Genomic DNA, 19,086 nt, shown 5'->3' on the forward strand with positions numbered 1-19,086 from the left:
CTAAAAAATATCTAGAACTAAATAAATTTATAAATAAGGTTATACAATTTAATAAATTGGGTAAAATTCTAATTACAAAAAAAACACTGCTATTAATTATAATTCTAAATTACGCAATAAACAAGTTAATTAAATACTTATTTCCTAAATATTAACTATTTTTAGTATAAAATTCTAAAAACTAGATAGGAATTTAATTTTCATCTATTTTTTAACTTTAAGTTTCCCCAACAACAATAAGTTATGAATTATAATCAAATACTTACCTTGTTTATACAAGGTACAACAGTTGCTACAGTAATACTTTTTTTATTTAGACTTAGAAAAAAATTAGGCCTAGGTGTTTTATATGCCTGTTTAGGTTTGTTTCAGTTTGTACAAGTAATGGTATTTATTTTAAATACTGTTTTTGATTCAAAAACAAGTAATTTTCTAGTTTCACCTGGTTCATCAGTTTTTATTACTATTACACTTTTCAGTTTGCTTATCATCTACATAAAAGAAGATGCTCAAGAAACTAAAAAAATGATATATGCTATACTTATTGTTAATGTATTAATATCATTAGTACTACTTGCTTTTGGTTGGAATATAAAAGAAGCATATTTAGAAAACTCACTATCAACACCTAATCATTTTATATTTTCTCCTAGAATTTTAATTTTTGGAAATATTGCATTGCTTATAGATTCATTATTATTAATAATAATTTTTGAATACATTTCTAAGAAAACAAAATTTTTATATGTACAAATTCTTATAACAATGCTTATTGTTGTAAGTTTAGACACCATACTTTTCTCTGTTACAACTTTCTGGAATTTAGAAAACCTAACCTCTATTATTACATCTAATTTAATAGCAAAAAATAGTTTTGCATTCTATTACAGTATTCTATTTTATTTCTATTTAAGATATTTAGATCATACTGATAAAGATTTAGTCTATTTTAATATTAAAAATGTTTTTAAGCCTCTTAGTTATAAGCAAAAATTTGAAACTGCTGTAAGTAGTATTAAAAAAAGCGAAGAAATGTATCGTTTAATAACAGACAACTCTACAGATGTTATTTGTTTACTTGATTTGGATGGTAAATATAAATACGTAAGTCCTTCTATAAAAAGCGTTTTAGGTTATAATCAATCTGATTTTATAGACGAAAATATATTTAATATTGTACATATAGACGATGTAAAGCAGCTTAAAGAAAATATAATTAACTTTAAAAACACTAATAATATTTTTATCTTTAGGTTGCTTCATAAAAAAGGATTTTATGCTTGGATAGAACTCACGATATCACCTATTTATAAAAATAAAAAGCTAACTTCTTTTGTTTCATCTGCAAGAAATATTTCAGAGAGAGTTATTGCAAACAACCAATTTAAGAACTCTTTAAAACTTTTAGAAAAAAGAGAAAATTTATTAACTGAATCTAGTAAGATAGGTAAAATAGGTTTTATAGAATTTGATACTATTACCAATAGCTACAGTTGGTCAGATTATTTATTTACAATTTTTGGATTAGAAATTGGTTCTAAAATTCCGTCACAAGAAGAACTTATTAATTATTATGAAGAAGAATCTAAAATTGAATTGAAAAAATGCATAAAAAATCTTGAGTTAAATGGTACTCCTTTCGATATCGATTTAAAAATTATAAATGCAAAAAAAGAAGAGCTTTGGTTAAGAACAAAAATAGAACCTGTATTTAATGAACAAAATAAAGTTATAGGAAGAAGAGGAATTTCGCAAGATATTACGAAGTATAAAAATGCCCAATTAACTTTAGAAAAAAATGATTATTCTTTAAAAGAATCTAGCAGAATTGCTAAAATTGGTTATTGGGAGTATGATATAAAGTCTGATTGTTTTACTTGGTCTGACTATGTTTACAAGCTTTATGGCTTAAATGATAAAGATATAATTCCGTCAAGAAATAAAATTATGTCTTTTTATGATAAAGTTTCTAGTGAAAAGTATGAAATAGCCACCAAAAACCTTTTAAATAATGGTGTTCCTTTTGATTTAGAATTAAGAATAATAAATGCAAAAAAAGAAGAAGTTTGGGTTAGAGTTGTTGTTCAACTTATTTATAATGAAAAAAATGAAGTTACTGGAAGAAGAGGTATCATTCAAAATATAACAGATGCTAAAAAAATAAACCTACAATTAGAAAAATCTAATTTAGAAATTAAAGAATCTATAAAACTAATAGAACAAAAAGAACAATCTTTAAAAGAAACAAGAATTATTGCCAAAGTTGGTTATTCTAAATATCTATTTAAAACAGATAGCTTTATATGGTCTGATTACGTATATAAAATTTTTGGTTTAGACCCAAAAAATAAAATTCCAGAACGCACTAAATTATTAGCTTTATACGATGATGAATCTTTAAAAAAACTACAAAAAGCTACAAAAAAATTAGATAAAGATGGTATTCCTTATGACTTAGAGTTAAAACTAACTAACACTAAAAAAGAAGAAATCTGGGTACGAGTAGTTGCTCACCTTATTTACAATGAGAAAAAAGAACTTATTGGCAGAAGTGGTGTTTTCAGAGATATTACAGAAGCTAAAAACAATCAACTTAAACTAGAAACATATTTAAAGCAATTAGAAACCAAAGATGCAGATTTAAAAGAATCGAATAGAATTGCTAATATTGGTTATTGGGAGTATTATTTCGAAAACGATAAAATTACTTCCTCTTATTATACTTATAAAATTTTTGGTTTAGACCCTAACAAAGAAATTCCTAGTCGTAAAGAATTAAAGAAACTATATAATGCAGATGACTTAATAAAGCTAACAATAGCTACTAAAAAATTAATGCTTGATGGTATACCTTACGATATTGAATTAAAATTAAATAACTTTAAAAACGAAGAAATTTGGACAAGAAATATTGTTCAGCCAATTTACGATAGCAAAAATAAAATTATTGGTCGTAGAGGAGTAATACAAAACATTACTGCCTATAAAAAAACACAAATTGCTTTAGAAAACTCTTTACAGCTTTTAGAAAAGAAAGAATTATCTCTTAAAGATTCTAGTAAAATGGCAGGTATTGGCTATATAGAATACGATTATACTACCTCTAAATACACAGATTACTCAGAATATATTTACACACTTTTTGGAATATCACCTGGTGAAGAATTAAAACCTGAAGACAAAGTCTTAATTTATTTTGATAATGAATCAAAGCAAAAGTTTAAAAAAGCCCTAGAAGATGTAAAGAATGGATTAATAACAGATATTGAACTTAAAGGTAAAAACAGAAAACAAGAAGAAATCTGGATTAGAAGTGTATCAAGTCCAATTTATAATGATAGTAAAGAAGTTATTAAAAGAAGAATTGTTTTACAAGACATAAAAGCTTACAAATTAACGCAGCAAGAACTACAACAATCTTTACATCTACTAAAGAAAAAAGATTTATCATTGCAAGATTCTAGCAAAATAGCAGGTGTTGGTTTCATAGAATACAACTACCTAACAGACTCATACACTACAACTGAACATGTATATAACATTTTCGGTTTTGATTTAGGTACTAATGCGTCACAAAAAGAAATTATAACATTTTTTGATAAAGAATCACAAATAAAATATATACAAGCTTTACAAGACCTTAAAGAAAAAGGCTTAAACTACGATTTAGAGTTAAAAGGAATAAATAAGAAAAATGAAGAAATTTGGATAAGAAGTGTATCTAGCCCTTTATATAATGATGATGGAACCGAATTAATTGGTAGAAGAATTGTAATTCAAGACATTAGAAATTATAAAAATATTCAGTTAGAATTAGAAAAATCCAAACAAGAAATTCAAAATTCATTAGATTTAATTAAAAACAAAGATCAAGCATTAACAGAATCTAATAGAATTGCAAAAATTGGTTATTGGGAATATGACATTATTAACGACTCTTATAGCTGTTCAGATTATGTTTATGAAGTTTTTGGCTTAGATCCTAATAGAAAAACTCCTCCTCGTAAAGAAATATTAAAATTTTACGATCAAGAATCTCAAGAAAAACTAGAAGCTGCTACCTTAGAATTAAATACTCATGGTGTACCTTATGATATTGAACTTAAATTAAGAAACACAAATAATGAAGAAGTCTGGACAAGAAACATAGTGCATCTTGTTTTTAATAACAAAAACGAAGTTATTGCCAGAAAAGGTTTAGTACAGAATATTTCAGCTTACAGAAAAGCGCAAATTGAAATTAAAAACTCACTGACCCTTTTAGAAAAACAAGATTATTCATTAAAAGAATCTAGTAGAATTGCTAAAATTGGTTTTGTAGATTATAACAGTATAACAGAAAAATATACTTGGTCAGATTATACTTATGCTATTTTTGGTTTAAAAACAACAGATCAAATTCCATCTCCAGAAAAAATATCAAGTTATTTTGATAAAGAATCTCAAGAAAAATTAAAAAAAGTATTTTATGATATTAACAAAAAAGGATTAGCTACAGACATAGAATTAAAAGGTAAAAATAAAAATAATGAAACCTTTTGGATAAGGCAAGTAGCACAACCTGTTTACAATGAACATAAAGTAATGGTTGGTAGAAGAGCTTTATTACAAGATATTACTGCCTATAAAACAAATCAACTACAATTAGAAAACTCTTTTAAACTATTAGAAAAGAGAAAGTTTTCTATGGATGAAGCAAGTAAAGTAGCTAAAATTGGTTATTATGATTACAATACTGATACAGATACTTTTATTTGGTCTGAAAACATTTATATAATGCATGGTTTAGACCCTAATAAACCTGTACCTCCTAGAAATGTAGTAATAGCAATGATAGATAAAGAATCTTTACCTAAAGTAGAAAAAGCAACACAAAATCTCAACCAATTTGGGACTCCTTATGATATTGAAATGAAAATTTTAAATAAAAAAAGGAACCAACATGTTTGGATTAGACTCGTAGCACAACCCGTTTATAATAAAAATAATAAAATTGTAGGAAGAAGAGGTGTAGCACAAGATATTACACTACAAAAAAACACTCAAATAGAACTAGAAGAAAAAAACAAAAAAATTAATGAAACACTTAAACTATTAGAAAGAAATGAATATTCTAAAAACGAAACTAGCAAAGTAGCTAAAATTGGTTATCATGAATATTATAACACAACAGATTCTTTTTATTGGTCAGATTATATGTATACTCTATTTGGTTTAGAATTAAACAAAAAAATACCATCTAGATCTGAACTCGTTTCTCTATTTTATGAAAAATATAAACTAAAATTAAAAAAAGCTACTGAAAATTTAGAAGCCTATGGTTTACCTTACGATTTAGAATTAAAACTAGTTAATTTTAAAAGAGAAGTTATTTGGATTAGAATGTCTAATCAACCAATATACAATGAAAGTAATAGTAAAATTATTGGTAGAAGAGGTGTTGCACAAAACATTACTTTAAGAAAGCTAATAGAAGAAGAACATTTAAAAGTTAAAAACGATTATATTAGATTATTTGAAAATGCTACTATTTCTATATGGAACGAAGATTTAACTTTATTGTACAAAGAAATAGATAAACTAAAAAAACAAAATATAACAAACATTGATAAATACTTAGAAGAAAAACCAGATGTACTAAATAGACTTTTAGAAAAAATAAAAATAAATTACGTTAATAAAGCAACATTAAAATTATTTAAAGCTAGTAATCAAAATGAGTTTTTTAAAAATATCCATTTATCTTTTGGTAAAGGTGCTGATAAAGTTTTCACAAAACTTATAGAAGCTATTTGGTTTAATTTAGATACGTTTTATTCTGAAGTAAATTACAAAACTTTAAAAGGCGATGAGTTTACTGCAATAGTATCTGTAGCAATACCAAAAACACTTAAAGAACAAAAAACAGTACCTGTAAGTATACAAAGTATTCAAAAGATTAAAGATGTAGAGTTAGCTTTAAAAGATTCATTAAAAAACTTAAATGAAGCACAAAAATTAGGTCATATAGGTAATTGGGAGTTAAACACAATAACAGAAGAATTTACTTGGTCTGATGAGGTATATAATCTTTTTGATTTTAACCCAGAGAATGGACTTCCTAAAAAAGAAGATATTTTAAAAAAAATACATCCAGATGATATTAAGTTTCATAATAAAAAATTAGAGAATGCTATAAAATATGGCAATCCTTTTAATATTGAAATTAGATTTAAAATTTCGGATATTTCAGAAAAAACTATAAAAATTATTTGTGAACCAATAAAAGATAACGAAGGCAAAGTAATCTGTTTAAAAGGTGTTAACCAAGACATTACTAAACAAAAAAAGATACAAAAAGAACTAGAAAACAAAAATAAAGAACTTAAACAATCTTTAGAGTTATTAGAAATAAGTGAACACTCTAGAAACGAGGTAAGTAAAATTGCAAAAATAGGATACCAAGACTACAACTCTATTACAAACTCACACAAATGGTCAGATTATTTTTATGAAATTCTAGGTTTTAACCCTAAATATGGTATACCAGATACTAGCGAAATTGTAAAAGCTTTTCATAACGAATCTCAAATTAAAATGAGTAAAGCAATTTATAATTTAGATAACAAAGGTATACCTTGTGATATTGAGTTAGAATTAATCAACAAAAAACTAGGTAATATTTGGTTAAGATTTGTAGGCCAATCAGTATTTAGTAGCAATAACGAAATTATTGGTAAAAGAGGTATAATACAAAATATTACTGAACAAAAAATAAAACAAAAAAAGTTAGATGAGCAAAACGAAACACTTTTTAATTTAAATAATATTTTAAATGAAGCTCAAAAGATTTCTAAAATAGGAAACTGGCAGTACAATAAAACATCCAATTCAATAACTTGGTCTAACGAATTGTTTAGCATTTTTGAACGCTCTCGTTTATTAGGCCCTCCTAAAGGTTATTCAGATTTCTTATCTTATTATACAGATAATAGTAAATCTAATTTAGATATTGCAATACAGAAATGTATAACACAAAAAACCTCTTTTAATTTAGAATTAAATATTTATAATACTTTCGGAAGTTTAAAACATATAAATATTAAAGGTAAAGTATTGTTTGATGGGTATAAAATTTTAGGTTGTTATGGTACCATACAAGATATTACAGAACAAAAACAAATTTTAGATGAAATTGAAAAAACACAAGAAAAATATCGTTTGGTTACAGAAAATTCAAATGATTTAATCTGTTTACATGATATTAATGGAGTTTTATTATATCTTAGTCCATCTGTAAAACCTTTATTAGGTTATGATAATTTAAAACAATATGATAAACCTTTATATAACATTATACATCATAATGAATTAGAAAATTTTAAAAATCATATTAAAAATACAAGTATTAATAATAAGTATAAAAAACCAATTAGCTTTAGAGCAAAACATATAGATGGTCATTTTGTTTGGTTTGAAGCTTTATCATCAGCAGCATATAAAGAAGGGCAAATTACATTTTTTATAACAATTGCCAGAGATATTACAGAATCTGTATTAGCAAAAAGAGAAATAGAAGAATATCAAGAATCGCTTCAAAAGTTAACTACAGAAATAACATTAGTAGAAGAAAATCAAAAGAAAGAAATTGCTACCAATATTCACGACCATTTAAGTCAAGCTCTAGTAATTTCTAATATGAAAATAAAAGAACTACAAAGAAAACCTGAATTAAAAAATATAGATGAAGAATTACACTTTGTAGAAGATCATATTACAGATGCTTTGGCTAATAGTCGTAGAATAACGTCTGAGCTTTCACCACCTATTTTATACCAATTAGGTATTATAGAAGCTTTATATTGGTTGTTAGAAAACATAGAAACCAAACATAAAATTAAGTGCGAAATTAATGAAGATGAAGAACATATAAAACTAAACGAAATTAGTTCTATATTGCTTTATAGAAGCATACAAGAAATATTAAATAATGCTATAAAATACGCCAAAGCAACATTAATAACAATTAATATTCTTAAAAAGAACCAAGGGTTAGACATCGTAATAAAAGACAATGGTATAGGTTTTAATATAAATAAATTAAATAACTTTCGTAACAGTAATGGTTCTGGTTTTGGTTTATTTACAGTACAAGAACGTATCAAAAATATAAAAGGAAAATTTAAAATAACATCAGAAATTAACAAAGGAACATCTGTTAATATCTACATCCCTCTCAAAGATGAATAATTTAAACACAATTAAAATAATACTAGCAGATGACCATAAACTATTAAGAGATGGCCTAAGAAATATTATTGAACAAAAATCTCATATGCAAATAATTGGTGAAGCTGCTGATGGTAGAGAGGTCATAAAATTATGTACAAAACTAAAACCAGATGTTATTGTAATGGATGTTTCTATGCCTGGCTTAAATGGTGTTGAGGCTACAAAACAAATAAATAAGCAGCATCCAGACATAAAAATTATTGGGCTTTCTATGTATTCTAGTAAACAATTTATACAAGGCATGTTTAAAGCTGGTGCATTTGGTTACCTTTTAAAAGACGGCAGTTCAGATGAGTTAGTAACAGCAATATGCACAGTTACAGAAAATAGAAGATACTTATCTAAACATTTAGACCAAGAGTTACTTGTTTTATTAAAAAAAGGTAAATCTTTAGATAATGTAGAACTTAGCTCAAGAGAAAAAGAAGTTTTACAATTAATTGCAGAAGGAAAATCATCAAAAGATATAGGAGAAATATTATTTTTAAGCTCTAAAACTATAGACGTTCATAGAAATAATATAATGAAAAAATTAGATTTACATTCTATACCAGAATTAACCAAATACGCCATACAAAAGGGATTAACGTCTTTAGATTTATAAAAAACTAGATTTATTTTTTGGGGGGATATAAATCTAGTTTTTAGTACAAAAAATTTTAAATTGAATTTATTTATTTGGGGGGATAAAATAAACCTATAAAAAATTATTAATCGTTAATGTCTTTACACGATTCAAATATATATTAGAAAATAAAAATAATCTATAAGCAATTTTCTTATTTTTAAAATTCATAACTTTTTTAAAATTATAATCAATAAAATCTTAGTATAAGTAAATTAATATACTTTTTTAGAACTTATAAAGTATATAGTAGTTGAAGAATAAATTATCTATTAAAATATAAAAACTAGATTTATTGGGGGACTATAAATCTAGTTTTATAACAATTAAATATATTTCTAAATTTTACTAATTTTTTGGGGGAGTATAAATAAATTTATAAAAAAAATTAATAATCGTTATCATATTTTCACATGTCAAAGATAAAGTAGAAAACAAAAATAATCTATAAGCAATTTTCTTATTTTAAGAAATATTTAATAAAAACATCCTTAAATAGTTAGTACTTTTAATTAAGCATTTCACCTAATGACATAAACAACAATTTAACTTATTTTTGATATCCAACTAAACAGTATTTAACACAAAATATTTTGATATCAAAAGAAAAAAAAATATTAATTGTAGAAGACAACACAGTTATAGGTAATAATATTGTTAACGAATTATCTAAAGTCAATTATTTAAAAGAAGTAGAGTTAACAACCTCAATTATAAAAGCAATATCTCTTATTAATAATATTTTCTTCGATTTAATTATACTCGATTTAAGTTTACCTGATGGTAATGGATTAGATGTTTTAAAATTAATAAAAGAAAAAAAAACACAAAAAAAAGTTTTAGTTTTTTCTACAAGTACACACCTTAAACAAATTTGCTTAAAATATGGTGCTTATGCATTTTTTGATAAAGCAAAAGAGTTTGATGAATTAATTGCTACTACTAAATCTATTTCTAAAGAATAAATTTCATTTTTATATTTCAGAATTTAATAAAAAAAAGGGATTACATTACTTTTACTCTTTAATTCTGATTAAAATTAAATAAAGATGAAAACTCATATTCAAATTATTGAGGATAAAGAAATATTAACTATAATTCCTCTTTTAAGAAAGTTAAACAATAAAACACCTATAGAAACTCTAGAACAAAGAGTTTTAGAAATGTCTAAAATGCCTCATTACGAATGTGTAGGTTTATATGTTAATGAAATTTTAGTAGGTATTTCTGGTCTTTGGTATTCTACAAGACATTATATTGGTAAAACTGTAGAACCAGATCATGTAATTATAGATCATTCTGAAAGAGGAAAAGGATTAGGAAAAACTTTTTTTAGTTGGATTGATGCATACGTAATAAACAAAGGCTGTGAAGCTATAGAATTGAATGCTTATTCTAACAACTCAAAAGCGCATAAATTTTATTATAATGAAGGTTATAATGTTTACGGTTTTCACTTTTTAAAGGTTTTAAGAAACGATAAAAAATTTTATTAATTTTGATAAAAAAACATTGCAGAATTCAAAAATGATTATATATTTGCAACCCTTTACCAAGCGAAAGTAGCTCAGTTGGTAGAGCGTCAGCCTTCCAAGCTGAATGTCGCCAGTTCGAACCTGGTCTTTCGCTCTAAAAAACCTTATTTTAATTAATAAGGTTTTTTTTATGCCTAAAATTAAATCAGCAAATAAATAAGTTGATGTTATTTATACTCTAAAGAAAACAAATTCTTTAGCTTAAAAAATAAAATAAGAAACTGTTAATTATAAACTTTTAAGTTTGTCTCCAAAAAGTAATAGTAAAACAATAGGTATAGCTAGCAAAACAATAAAAGTAGTATTTGTAGAAAACAATATTGGTTGTAATATAAGTGTTAATACAAAACCACCAATTGCGCCACCTAAATGAGCTGCATGACCAACATTACCAACTTGTTTTTTCATTCCATAAATAGAATACAATAAATACCCTACTCCAAAAATATAACCTGGTATTGGAATAGGAACAAAAAATAAATATAAGCTCATGTCCGGATTTAGTAAAATAGAAGTGTAAACAATACCAGAAACTGCACCAGAAGCACCTACAGCACTATAATAAGGTTCATCTTTATGATAATGTAAAGCATACAAACTACCTGCTAACAAACTACCAAAATAGATAATTAAAAAAGAAGTTGTACCTAATATTTGAGTTACAAAACCACCAAACATATATAAAACATACATGTTTAAAATAAGGTGCATCCAATCTACATGTAAAAAACCAGAAGTAAGCATCCTTATTTTTTCATCTCCCTTTACCCTACCAACTTGAAACTTATATTTATCTAAAAAGGAATAATCATCAAAGCCTTTTTTAGAGAATAAAACATTAGCAATAACAATCAGTAAAATAATTGGGTTTATGTCTTGTAGCATATTACAAAAATAACAATTCAGTTTTGTTTTATTATATTCTTTTAATATAAATACTGATATTTGTAAATTAAATAAATGATATGCACTTTTTAGTATTTGCACTTACTTATCCCTTAATTTGGCTACTATCAAAATTACCTATGAGGTTTCTTTACGTAATTTCTGATGGATTTTTCTTTTTAAATTATTACGTTTTTAAATATAGAAAAAAAGTAGTTTTAGATAATTTAAATCTTGCTTTTCCAGAAAAATCTAACGAAGAAAAAAATGCTATTGCTAAAGGTTTTTTCAAACATTTTACTGATTTATTTATGGAAAGTATAAAAGCTTTTTCTATAAGTGAAAAAGAAGTTTTAAAACACTATAAATACAAAAATCCAGAAGTAATAAATAATTTAGTTAAAGAAGGTAAAAGTATTGCTTTGGTTGGTGCCCATCAAGCAAATTGGGAATGGTCTTTTAGCTTACCTCTTGTACTACAAGGTAATATTTATGGAGCTTACACTAAATTAGGGAATAAATATTTCGAAAAAACGCTAAGATCATCTAGAGAAAAATTTGGAATTCTTGGTTTTAAAACTTCTGAAACTGTAAAAGGAATGCAAAAGAATTTTAACAAAAAAATTCAAGGTTCTTATATTTTATTAAGTGATCAATCTCCTCAATTAACTAAAACACATTATTGGAACACTTTTTTTGGAATAAATGTACCCATACATACAGGTGCAGAAATGTTGGCCAAAAAATTTGATTTAGTGGTAGTTAATTATGTTGCAAAAAAAGTAAAAAGAGGTTATTACGAAACAGAATTTCAACTAATAACTGAAGAACCTAAACTACATGAGGGATATGAAATTACTGATAAATATTTAGCTTTAACTGAAAAAAACATTAATAAACAGCCAGAGCTTTACTTATGGTCTCATAAAAGGTTTAAGCATAGAGATAAAATTGAAGAATGGAAAGAAATGAGAGTTGCTAAACAGAAAACCAAGAAGTAACTAACTCTTTTTCTATTGGTGTAAAAGTTTTATGTACATAATCATTTTTAATAGGATCGTATGTATAATCTTTTGTCCAAGCTTCTATATTTTCTGATAATTCTTGTAAAGAATTACATATAAAATCTAACTCAGTATTTGTAATTGTAGGATGCAAAGACAAACGAACCCAACCTGGTTTATCTGTATTGCAACCATGTAAAATTTCGTCCTTAATTCTGTTTGATGTTTCTTGGTCTACATTTAATAAAAAATGTCCATAAGTTCCTGCACAAGAACACCCTCCTCTAGTCTGAATTCCAAATTTATCGTTCAATAATTTTACAACTAAGTTAAAATGATATTTTTCGAAATAGAAAGAAAAAATACTTAAACGCTTTTTATGGTTTGGTGCTAATATTTTAACATCCTTTAAATTCTCTAGAGTTTCAAAAATTACGGCATTAAGTTCTTCTTCTCTTTTATTAATGTTTTCAGTTCCCATATTTTCTTTCAACTGAATAGAAAGTGCAATTTTAATAGTCTGTAAAAAACCTGGTGTACCACCATCTTCTCTAGTTTCTACATCATCAAAATAATCATGTTGTCCCCAAGGATTTGTATAACTTACAGTTCCACCTCCTGGATTATCAGGTACAGTATTTTTGTATAATTTTTTATTAAAAACTAAAACACCAGAAGTACCTGGACCACCTAAAAATTTATGCGGCGAAAAGAAAATGGCATCTAACATTTCATCTTCATTTTCTGGATGCATGTCTATATCTACATAAGGTGCACAACAAGCAAAATCTACAAAACACAATCCATTATAACTATGTATTAATTTTGCTACTTTATGGTACTCCGTTTTTATACCTGTTACATTAGAACAAGAAGTAATTGAGGCTATTTTTATTTTCCTATCCTCGTATTTTTTAATGTATTTTTCAAAAGTTGTTAAACAAACCAAACCTTCATCATTACAAGGTACAACTTCTACATCTGCAATAGTTTCTAACCAAGAAGTTTGGTTTGAATGATGCTCCATATGAGAGACAAAAACTATAGGTCTTAACTCGTCTGGAATATTGGTATGATTCTTTAAATTTTCTGAAACTTTAATTCCTAAAATACGTTGAAATTTATTTACAACACCTGTCATTCCAGAACCTGTTGTAATTAAAACATCATTACTATTTGCATTAACATGACGTTTAATAATATTTCTAGCTTCGTGATAAGCCAAGGTCATTGCTGCACCAGAAGTAGAAGTTTCTGTGTGTGTATTTGCAACAAAAGGCCCTATTTGAGTACTAATTTTATCTTCTATAGATTTGTATAATCTACCACTTGCAGTCCAATCACAATAGACCAAATTTTGTTCTCCATAAGGAGAAGTAAATGTTTGATTAACACCAATTATTTGATTTCTAAACTGAGAAAAATACTGCTCTAAACTCATTCTTAATTTTTAAAATAATTTAAATCTTGCTCCGAAAACTATTGTTTTTTCTAAAAAAGTAAAACTTTGTTCAGCAGAATCTTCTGGATTTATTGTTGTTCTAATGTTTGGCATGTTTATATACCCATATTTTAAATCAGTCTGTAAAAAGAAGTGCTTAAAAAAGGTTAGATTTAAACCAGCACCTACAGAAACTCCCCAACCAGAAACATGAAAATTATCGTACCTTTCTTTGTTTAATAAAGTTGTATTTGTACGTGGATATAAAATACCTGCTCCAAAACCTTCAGTAATATTTAATTGTAAGTTTTCATTATTCATGCCAATTAAATGACCTATTTCATCAAATCTTTTTAACTCTACGTTTACATAATTTAAACCATCTGTGTGTTCAAATTGTAAAAAATCATGAGTTAATCTAATATCATCATTGTTGTAAACTCCATCATAAGGAGTATTGGCATTTATTTCTCCATTTATTTTTACTGTTTGATAACTTTCAACAACGTATTTCATATGATCTACACCAACAGAAATAGTATAATGATCGTTTAAAAAATAACCTAACCTAAAATTGGTTTGTGGTAATGTTATTTTTGTTGGATGAAAATAATCTAAAGTAAAACTAGATATTCTATCATTTGCAACTACATCTTGTAAAGTAAAATCGTAATTTGCTCCTTTAAAATTGATGTCTGAATTTGAGTAATCTGCTCTATTCCAACCCCAATAAATAAAGAATTTCCCTTTATTACCAACTTTTATTTTTTCTTCTTTCTGTTCTTGTTCTTGAGCTAAAAACGATAATGACATCATTAATAACAAGAAAAAAATTAACTTTATTTTCAAAATATTATGCTATTATTTCTTTAATTTCTTTTATAAATCTTTCTGCTAAAGCATCTGCTGCTACTTGAGATTTAGCTTCTGTATAAATTCTAATAATTGGCTCTGTATTCGATTTTCTTAAATGAATCCATTCCTCAGCGAAATCAATTTTTACTCCATCAATGGTATTTACATCCTCATTTTTATAGGTTTCTGCCATTGTTTCTAAAATTTGATCAACATCAATTGCTGGTGTTAATTGAATTTTATTTTTACTCATAAAGTAACTTGGGTAAGAATCTCTTAAAGTTTTACAAGATACTTTTTGATGTGCTAAATGCGATAAAAATAAAGCAACACCCACTAAAGAATCACGTCCATAATGCGAATCTGGATAAATAATACCTCCATTTCCTTCTCCACCAATTACAGTATTAGTTTCTTTCATTTTAATAACCACATTTACTTCACCAACTGCTGATGCTGTATACGTTCCACCATGTTTTTGGGTAACATCTCTTAATGCTCTAGAAGATGATAAATTAGAAACTGTGTTTCCTCCACCTAATCTACCTAAAACATAATCTGCACAAGCTACTAAAGTGTATTCTTCACCAAACATAGAACCGTCTTCAGAAACTAAAGCTAACCTGTCTACATCTGGGTCTACAACAATTCCGAAATCTGCTTTTTCTTTTACAACCAATTCAGAAACATCTGTTAAGTGCTCTTTTAAAGGTTCTGGGTTGTGAGGAAACTGTCCATTTGGTGTACAATATAATTCTACACATTCTACATTTAATTCTTTTAATAAAGCTGGAATAAAAATACCTCCTGTAGAGTTTACTCCATCTACAACTACTTTAAAATTAGCTTTTTTAATTGCTTCTACATCAACTAATTCTAAGTTTAAAACTTCTTGTATGTGTTTATATAAGTATGTGCTGTTTTTAGAGTATGATCCTAAATCATCAACTTCTGCGAATTCAAAATCTTCACTTTCTGCTAGTTCTAAAATCTTAACGCCTTCTTCTCCGTTTAAAAACTCTCCTTTTTCGTTTAATAATTTTAATGCATTCCATTGTTTTGGGTTATGAGATGCTGTTAAAATAATTCCTCCATCTGCTTTTTCTAAAGGTACAGCAACTTCTACAGTTGGTGTAGTAGATAAACCTAAGTCTACTACATTTATACCTAAACCTACTAAAGTATTTGCTACCAAACTAGAAATCATTTTACCAGAAATTCTGGCATCTCTACCTATAACTACTGTAAGTTTTTCTTTATTCGGATTTCTTTTTTTTATGAAAGCTCCATAAGCAGAAGCAAATTTTACGGCATCAATGGGGGTTAAATTATTATCAGTTCTACCTCCTATTGTACCTCTAATTCCTGATATTGATTTTATTAATGTCATAGTTTAATAATTTACTTTTTTAGCATAACAAATATAAAATAATCTATTTTGTAATTTATTAATTTTATAAAAAAGGTAGTAATTTATTGTTAAATTACTGGTGCTTGTAAATAAGCTGCGTTAAGGATTGGAGCTTTGTTTGAGCTCTTTTATGAAGGTATGAATAAAAAGCGAGTGCGTAAAGCCTGACCTGAAAGGTAACGCCCTATAATAAAAAAGCCAATACAAAATTGTATTGGCTTTTAAAATTTATAAAAAATGAAGATTATTTACCTTCTTCCATTTTTTTCTTTAAGGCTGCAAGACCTCCAATATCTCCTAATGTAGTTTTTTCTGCATCAGTAGATTTTTTAGCTTGTGCTTTAATATTCTTACGCTCTTGCTCTTTAAAGATAGATGTATGAGATACAACTACTCTTCTGTATTCTTTAGAGAATTCTAATACAATAAATTTTAAAGTTTCACCTTTAGTTAATTTAGTACCATCTTCTTTTTCTAAGAATCTACTTGGCGCAAAACCTTCTACACCATCAGCAAAAGTTACAACTGCTCCTTTATCATTCTTTTCTTTTACAAGACCTTCGTGAATAGAACCAATTTCGTAAGTAGCTTCGTGTGCATCCCAAGGGTTATCTTGAGTTTGTTTATGACCTAAGTTTAATTTTCTGTTTTCAACATCTAATTCTAAAACTTGTACGTCTAATTTTTGACCTACAGTTACAAAATCTGATGGATGTTTTACTTTCTTTGTCCAAGATAAGTCAGAAATATAAACTAAACCATCAATACCTTCTTCTAATTCTACAAATACACCAAAGTTTGTGTAATTTCTTACAGTACCTGTGTGAGTTGAATTGATTGGGTATTTAGTAGTAATATCTGTCCAAGGATCTGGGTGTAATTGTTTGATACCTAAAGACATTTTACGGTCTTCTCTATCTAAAGTTAAAATTTGAGCTTCAACTTTATCTCCAACTTTTACGAAATCTTGTGCAGAACGTAAGTGAGTTGACCAAGACATTTCAGAAACGTGAATTAACCCTTCTACTCCTTGCTCTACTTCTACAAACGCACCATAATCAGCTAAAACAACAACTTCTCCAGTTACTTTATCACCAATTTTTAAATCAGCATTTAAAGCTTCCCATGGATGAGCAGATAATTGTTTTAAACCTAATTGAATTCTAGATTTGTTATCATCAAAGTCTAAAATTACAACGTTTAATTTTTGATCTAACTCAACAACCTCATTTGGATGATTGATTCTAGACCAAGATAAATCTGTAATGTGTACTAAACCATCTACACCACCTAAATCAACAAATACACCATAAGAAGTAATGTTTTTAACAACACCTTCTAATACTTGTCCTTTTTCTAACTGACCAATGATTTCTTTTTTCTGTAATTCAATATCAGCTTCAATAAGTGCTTTATGAGATACTACAACGTTTTTAAATTCGTGGTTGATTTTAACAACTTTGAATTCCATTGTTTTCTCTACATACTGATCGTAATCTCTAATTGGCTTAACATCAATTTGAGAACCTGGTAAGAATGCTTCGATTCCGAAAACATCTACAATCATACCACCTCTAGTTCTACACTTAACAAAACCGTTAACTACTTCACCTGTTTCATGAGCATTGTTAACACGCTCCCAAGCTTTAATTACTCTTGCTTTTTTGTGAGATAATACTAATTGACCTGAAGAATCTTCTCTTTTGTCAACTAATACTTCTACTTTATCTCCTTCAGATAATCCTTGGTTGTAACGAAATTCGTTTAAAGAGATAACTCCTTCAGATTTAGAGTTAATATCAATAATTGCATCTCTGTCTGTAATTCTAATTACAGTACCTTCAATTACATCACGCTCATTTACAAAACCTACAGTACCTTCTAAAGCTTTTTCAAACTCTTGTAACTTTTCTTCATCTACAGCCTCAATACCTTGTTCGTATTTGTGCCAGTTAAAATCAGCTAAAAATTGTGTTGGATCTACAGCAGGAGCCGCTGTTTCTTGTACTTCAGTAGCAACTACTTGCTCTTCAGTGTTTTTTGTTTCTTCAGACATGTGTCTAAATTAATTTTGTATCTTGTTGTTTTACAGATTTTTAACGATTAAAACTTCAAGAGATGTTTTTATATTTTGTTTTATCTAAATCCTTTTACAAATCTGTTATCGTAAAAAGGAGTGCAAATTTACAAAATTTACTTGATTTATAGCTAATTAGAATTAAATTATTATTCTTTTTATTCTTGATATACAAAAAACTACCTTTGCACTTTTAAAACAATCAGGTAGATTTTAATGTAGATGGATAAAAAGACAAAAGATTTAGTAGATAAAGGTATCATGCTTCCCTTAATGGAAGAGTTTTACACAATTCAAGGCGAAGGTTCGCATACAGGAACTGCTGCTTATTTTATAAGAGTTGGTGGTTGTGATGTTGGTTGCCATTGGTGTGATGTTAAAGAAAGTTGGAATGCAGATTTGCACCCACCAACTTTAGCAGATAAGATTGTAGATAATGTAAAAAAATATGCCAATACTGTTGTAATTACTGGTGGTGAGCCTTTAATGTGGTCTATGGATTATATTACTGAAAACTTGCAAAAGAACAACATAAAAACGCATATAGAAACCTCTGGAGCGTATTCTTTTTCTGGAAAATGGGATTGGTTTTGTCTTTCGCCAAAGAAGACAAAATTACCTTTAGACGAGTGTTATGCTCAAGCAAATGAATTAAAAATGATAATTCATAATAAATCAGATTTTGATTTTGCAGAGCAAGAAGCTGCTAAAGTTGGCGAAAAATGTCAGTTATTTTTACAACCAGAATGGAGTAAAAAAGAAAAAATGACTGAACAAATTGTAGATTATGTAATGAAGAATCCAAAATGGAAAATTTCATTACAAACCCATAAATACCTGAATATTCCTTAGTATTTTTTGTAGCTATTTCCTGCTTTACACTATATCTTTTTATGCTGAATAACTTATAATTCAATTCATTTTCAGAATTTTATAGCTTTATAAAACTTATCGCTAATTTAATTCAGCATAAAAAGGATGT

11 protein-coding genes and 1 tRNA gene are annotated in these 19,086 nt (G+C 26.9%); 7 read left to right on the forward strand and 5 right to left on the reverse strand.

Features of this window, described 5'->3' with window-relative positions; all coding sequences use genetic code 11:
* Positions 1-243 precede the first annotated feature (243 nt).
* The 5 genes from ACJJVK_RS16340 (at position 244) to ACJJVK_RS16360 (ending at position 10,525) form a co-directional block, all read left to right on the forward strand.
* The gene (locus ACJJVK_RS16340) at positions 244-8,229 is read left to right on the forward strand and encodes a PAS domain-containing protein (RefSeq protein ID WP_405567989.1); all 7,986 of its coding nucleotides are present in this window, start codon (positions 244-246) and stop codon (positions 8,227-8,229) included.
* A complete protein-coding gene (locus ACJJVK_RS16345; RefSeq protein WP_215995300.1) occupies positions 8,222-8,875 on the forward strand; it encodes a response regulator transcription factor in 654 nt (217 codons plus the stop codon). The genes ACJJVK_RS16340 and ACJJVK_RS16345 overlap by 8 nt, the downstream gene beginning before the upstream one ends.
* Before the next feature lie 614 nt (positions 8,876-9,489).
* On the forward strand, positions 9,490-9,861 hold the full coding sequence (locus ACJJVK_RS16350; protein WP_215995301.1) for a response regulator: 372 nt from the start codon (positions 9,490-9,492) through the stop codon (positions 9,859-9,861).
* An 84-nt stretch (positions 9,862-9,945) separates the two neighbouring features.
* Positions 9,946-10,392, forward strand: coding sequence for a GNAT family N-acetyltransferase (locus ACJJVK_RS16355; protein WP_405567992.1), 447 nt, complete (start codon positions 9,946-9,948; stop codon positions 10,390-10,392).
* A gap of 60 nt (positions 10,393-10,452) precedes the next feature.
* Positions 10,453-10,525, forward strand: a tRNA-Gly gene (locus ACJJVK_RS16360).
* Positions 10,526-10,659: 134 nt separating this feature from the next.
* On the opposite strand, the gene ACJJVK_RS16365 is transcribed toward ACJJVK_RS16360, so the two are convergent.
* The gene (locus ACJJVK_RS16365) at positions 10,660-11,316 is read right to left on the reverse strand and encodes a rhomboid family intramembrane serine protease (RefSeq protein WP_405567993.1); all 657 of its coding nucleotides are present in this window, start codon (positions 11,314-11,316) and stop codon (positions 10,660-10,662) included.
* 80 nt (positions 11,317-11,396) lie between these two features.
* Here ACJJVK_RS16365 and ACJJVK_RS16370 point away from each other — a divergent pair, with 80 nt between their 5' ends.
* The gene (locus tag ACJJVK_RS16370; RefSeq protein ID WP_405567995.1) at positions 11,397-12,317 is read left to right on the forward strand and encodes a lysophospholipid acyltransferase family protein; all 921 of its coding nucleotides are present in this window, start codon (positions 11,397-11,399) and stop codon (positions 12,315-12,317) included.
* On the opposite strand, the gene ACJJVK_RS16375 is transcribed toward ACJJVK_RS16370, so the two are convergent.
* From ACJJVK_RS16375 to rpsA, 4 genes are all read right to left on the reverse strand, one after another.
* Positions 12,295-13,761, reverse strand: a complete 1,467-nt coding sequence (locus ACJJVK_RS16375; RefSeq protein WP_405567998.1) for an aminotransferase class V-fold PLP-dependent enzyme — start codon at positions 13,759-13,761, stop codon at positions 12,295-12,297. The two genes, ACJJVK_RS16370 and ACJJVK_RS16375, sit on opposite strands and share 23 nt — an antisense overlap.
* A 9-nt stretch (positions 13,762-13,770) precedes the next feature.
* Complete coding sequence (locus tag ACJJVK_RS16380; protein WP_405568394.1) at positions 13,771-14,604, reverse strand: hypothetical protein; 834 nt, start codon at positions 14,602-14,604, stop codon at positions 13,771-13,773.
* Positions 14,605-14,614: 10 nt separating this feature from the next.
* Positions 14,615-16,006 carry a phosphoglucosamine mutase gene (glmM, locus tag ACJJVK_RS16385; protein ID WP_405568002.1) on the reverse strand — a complete coding sequence of 464 codons (1,392 nt, stop codon included), beginning with the start codon at positions 16,004-16,006 and terminating at the stop codon, positions 14,615-14,617.
* A gap of 265 nt (positions 16,007-16,271) precedes the next feature.
* Positions 16,272-18,083 (reverse strand): 30S ribosomal protein S1, encoded by a 1,812-nt coding sequence (gene rpsA / locus ACJJVK_RS16390; protein ID WP_215995307.1) that lies wholly within the window; start codon positions 18,081-18,083, stop codon positions 16,272-16,274.
* A gap of 243 nt (positions 18,084-18,326) precedes the next feature.
* On the opposite strand from rpsA, the gene ACJJVK_RS16395 reads away from it, so the two are divergent.
* Positions 18,327-18,956 carry a 7-carboxy-7-deazaguanine synthase QueE gene (locus ACJJVK_RS16395; RefSeq protein WP_405568006.1) on the forward strand — a complete coding sequence of 210 codons (630 nt, stop codon included), beginning with the start codon at positions 18,327-18,329 and terminating at the stop codon, positions 18,954-18,956.
* Positions 18,957-19,086: the final 130 nt, after the last annotated feature.

Source organism: Polaribacter sp. Asnod6-C07 (genome assembly GCF_045063625.1).
Taxonomy (GTDB): domain Bacteria; phylum Bacteroidota; class Bacteroidia; order Flavobacteriales; family Flavobacteriaceae; genus Polaribacter; species Polaribacter vadi_A.

Excerpts from the sequence above, each read along its gene's own strand:
- ACJJVK_RS16340 (WP_405567989.1), top strand. The coding sequence starts at position 244 with ATGAATTATAATCAAATACTTACCTTGTTTATACAAGGTACAACAGTT.
- ACJJVK_RS16345 (WP_215995300.1), top strand. The coding sequence starts at position 8,222 with ATGAATAATTTAAACACAATTAAAATAATACTAGCAGATGACCATAAA.
- ACJJVK_RS16355 (WP_405567992.1), top strand. The coding sequence starts at position 9,946 with ATGAAAACTCATATTCAAATTATTGAGGATAAAGAAATATTAACTATA.
- ACJJVK_RS16365 (WP_405567993.1), bottom strand. The coding sequence starts at position 11,316 with ATGCTACAAGACATAAACCCAATTATTTTACTGATTGTTATTGCTAAT.
- ACJJVK_RS16370 (WP_405567995.1), top strand. The coding sequence starts at position 11,397 with ATGCACTTTTTAGTATTTGCACTTACTTATCCCTTAATTTGGCTACTA.
- ACJJVK_RS16375 (WP_405567998.1), bottom strand. The coding sequence starts at position 13,761 with ATGAGTTTAGAGCAGTATTTTTCTCAGTTTAGAAATCAAATAATTGGT.
- glmM (WP_405568002.1), bottom strand. The coding sequence starts at position 16,006 with ATGACATTAATAAAATCAATATCAGGAATTAGAGGTACAATAGGAGGT.
- rpsA (WP_215995307.1), bottom strand. The coding sequence starts at position 18,083 with ATGTCTGAAGAAACAAAAAACACTGAAGAGCAAGTAGTTGCTACTGAA.
- ACJJVK_RS16395 (WP_405568006.1), top strand. The coding sequence starts at position 18,327 with ATGGATAAAAAGACAAAAGATTTAGTAGATAAAGGTATCATGCTTCCC.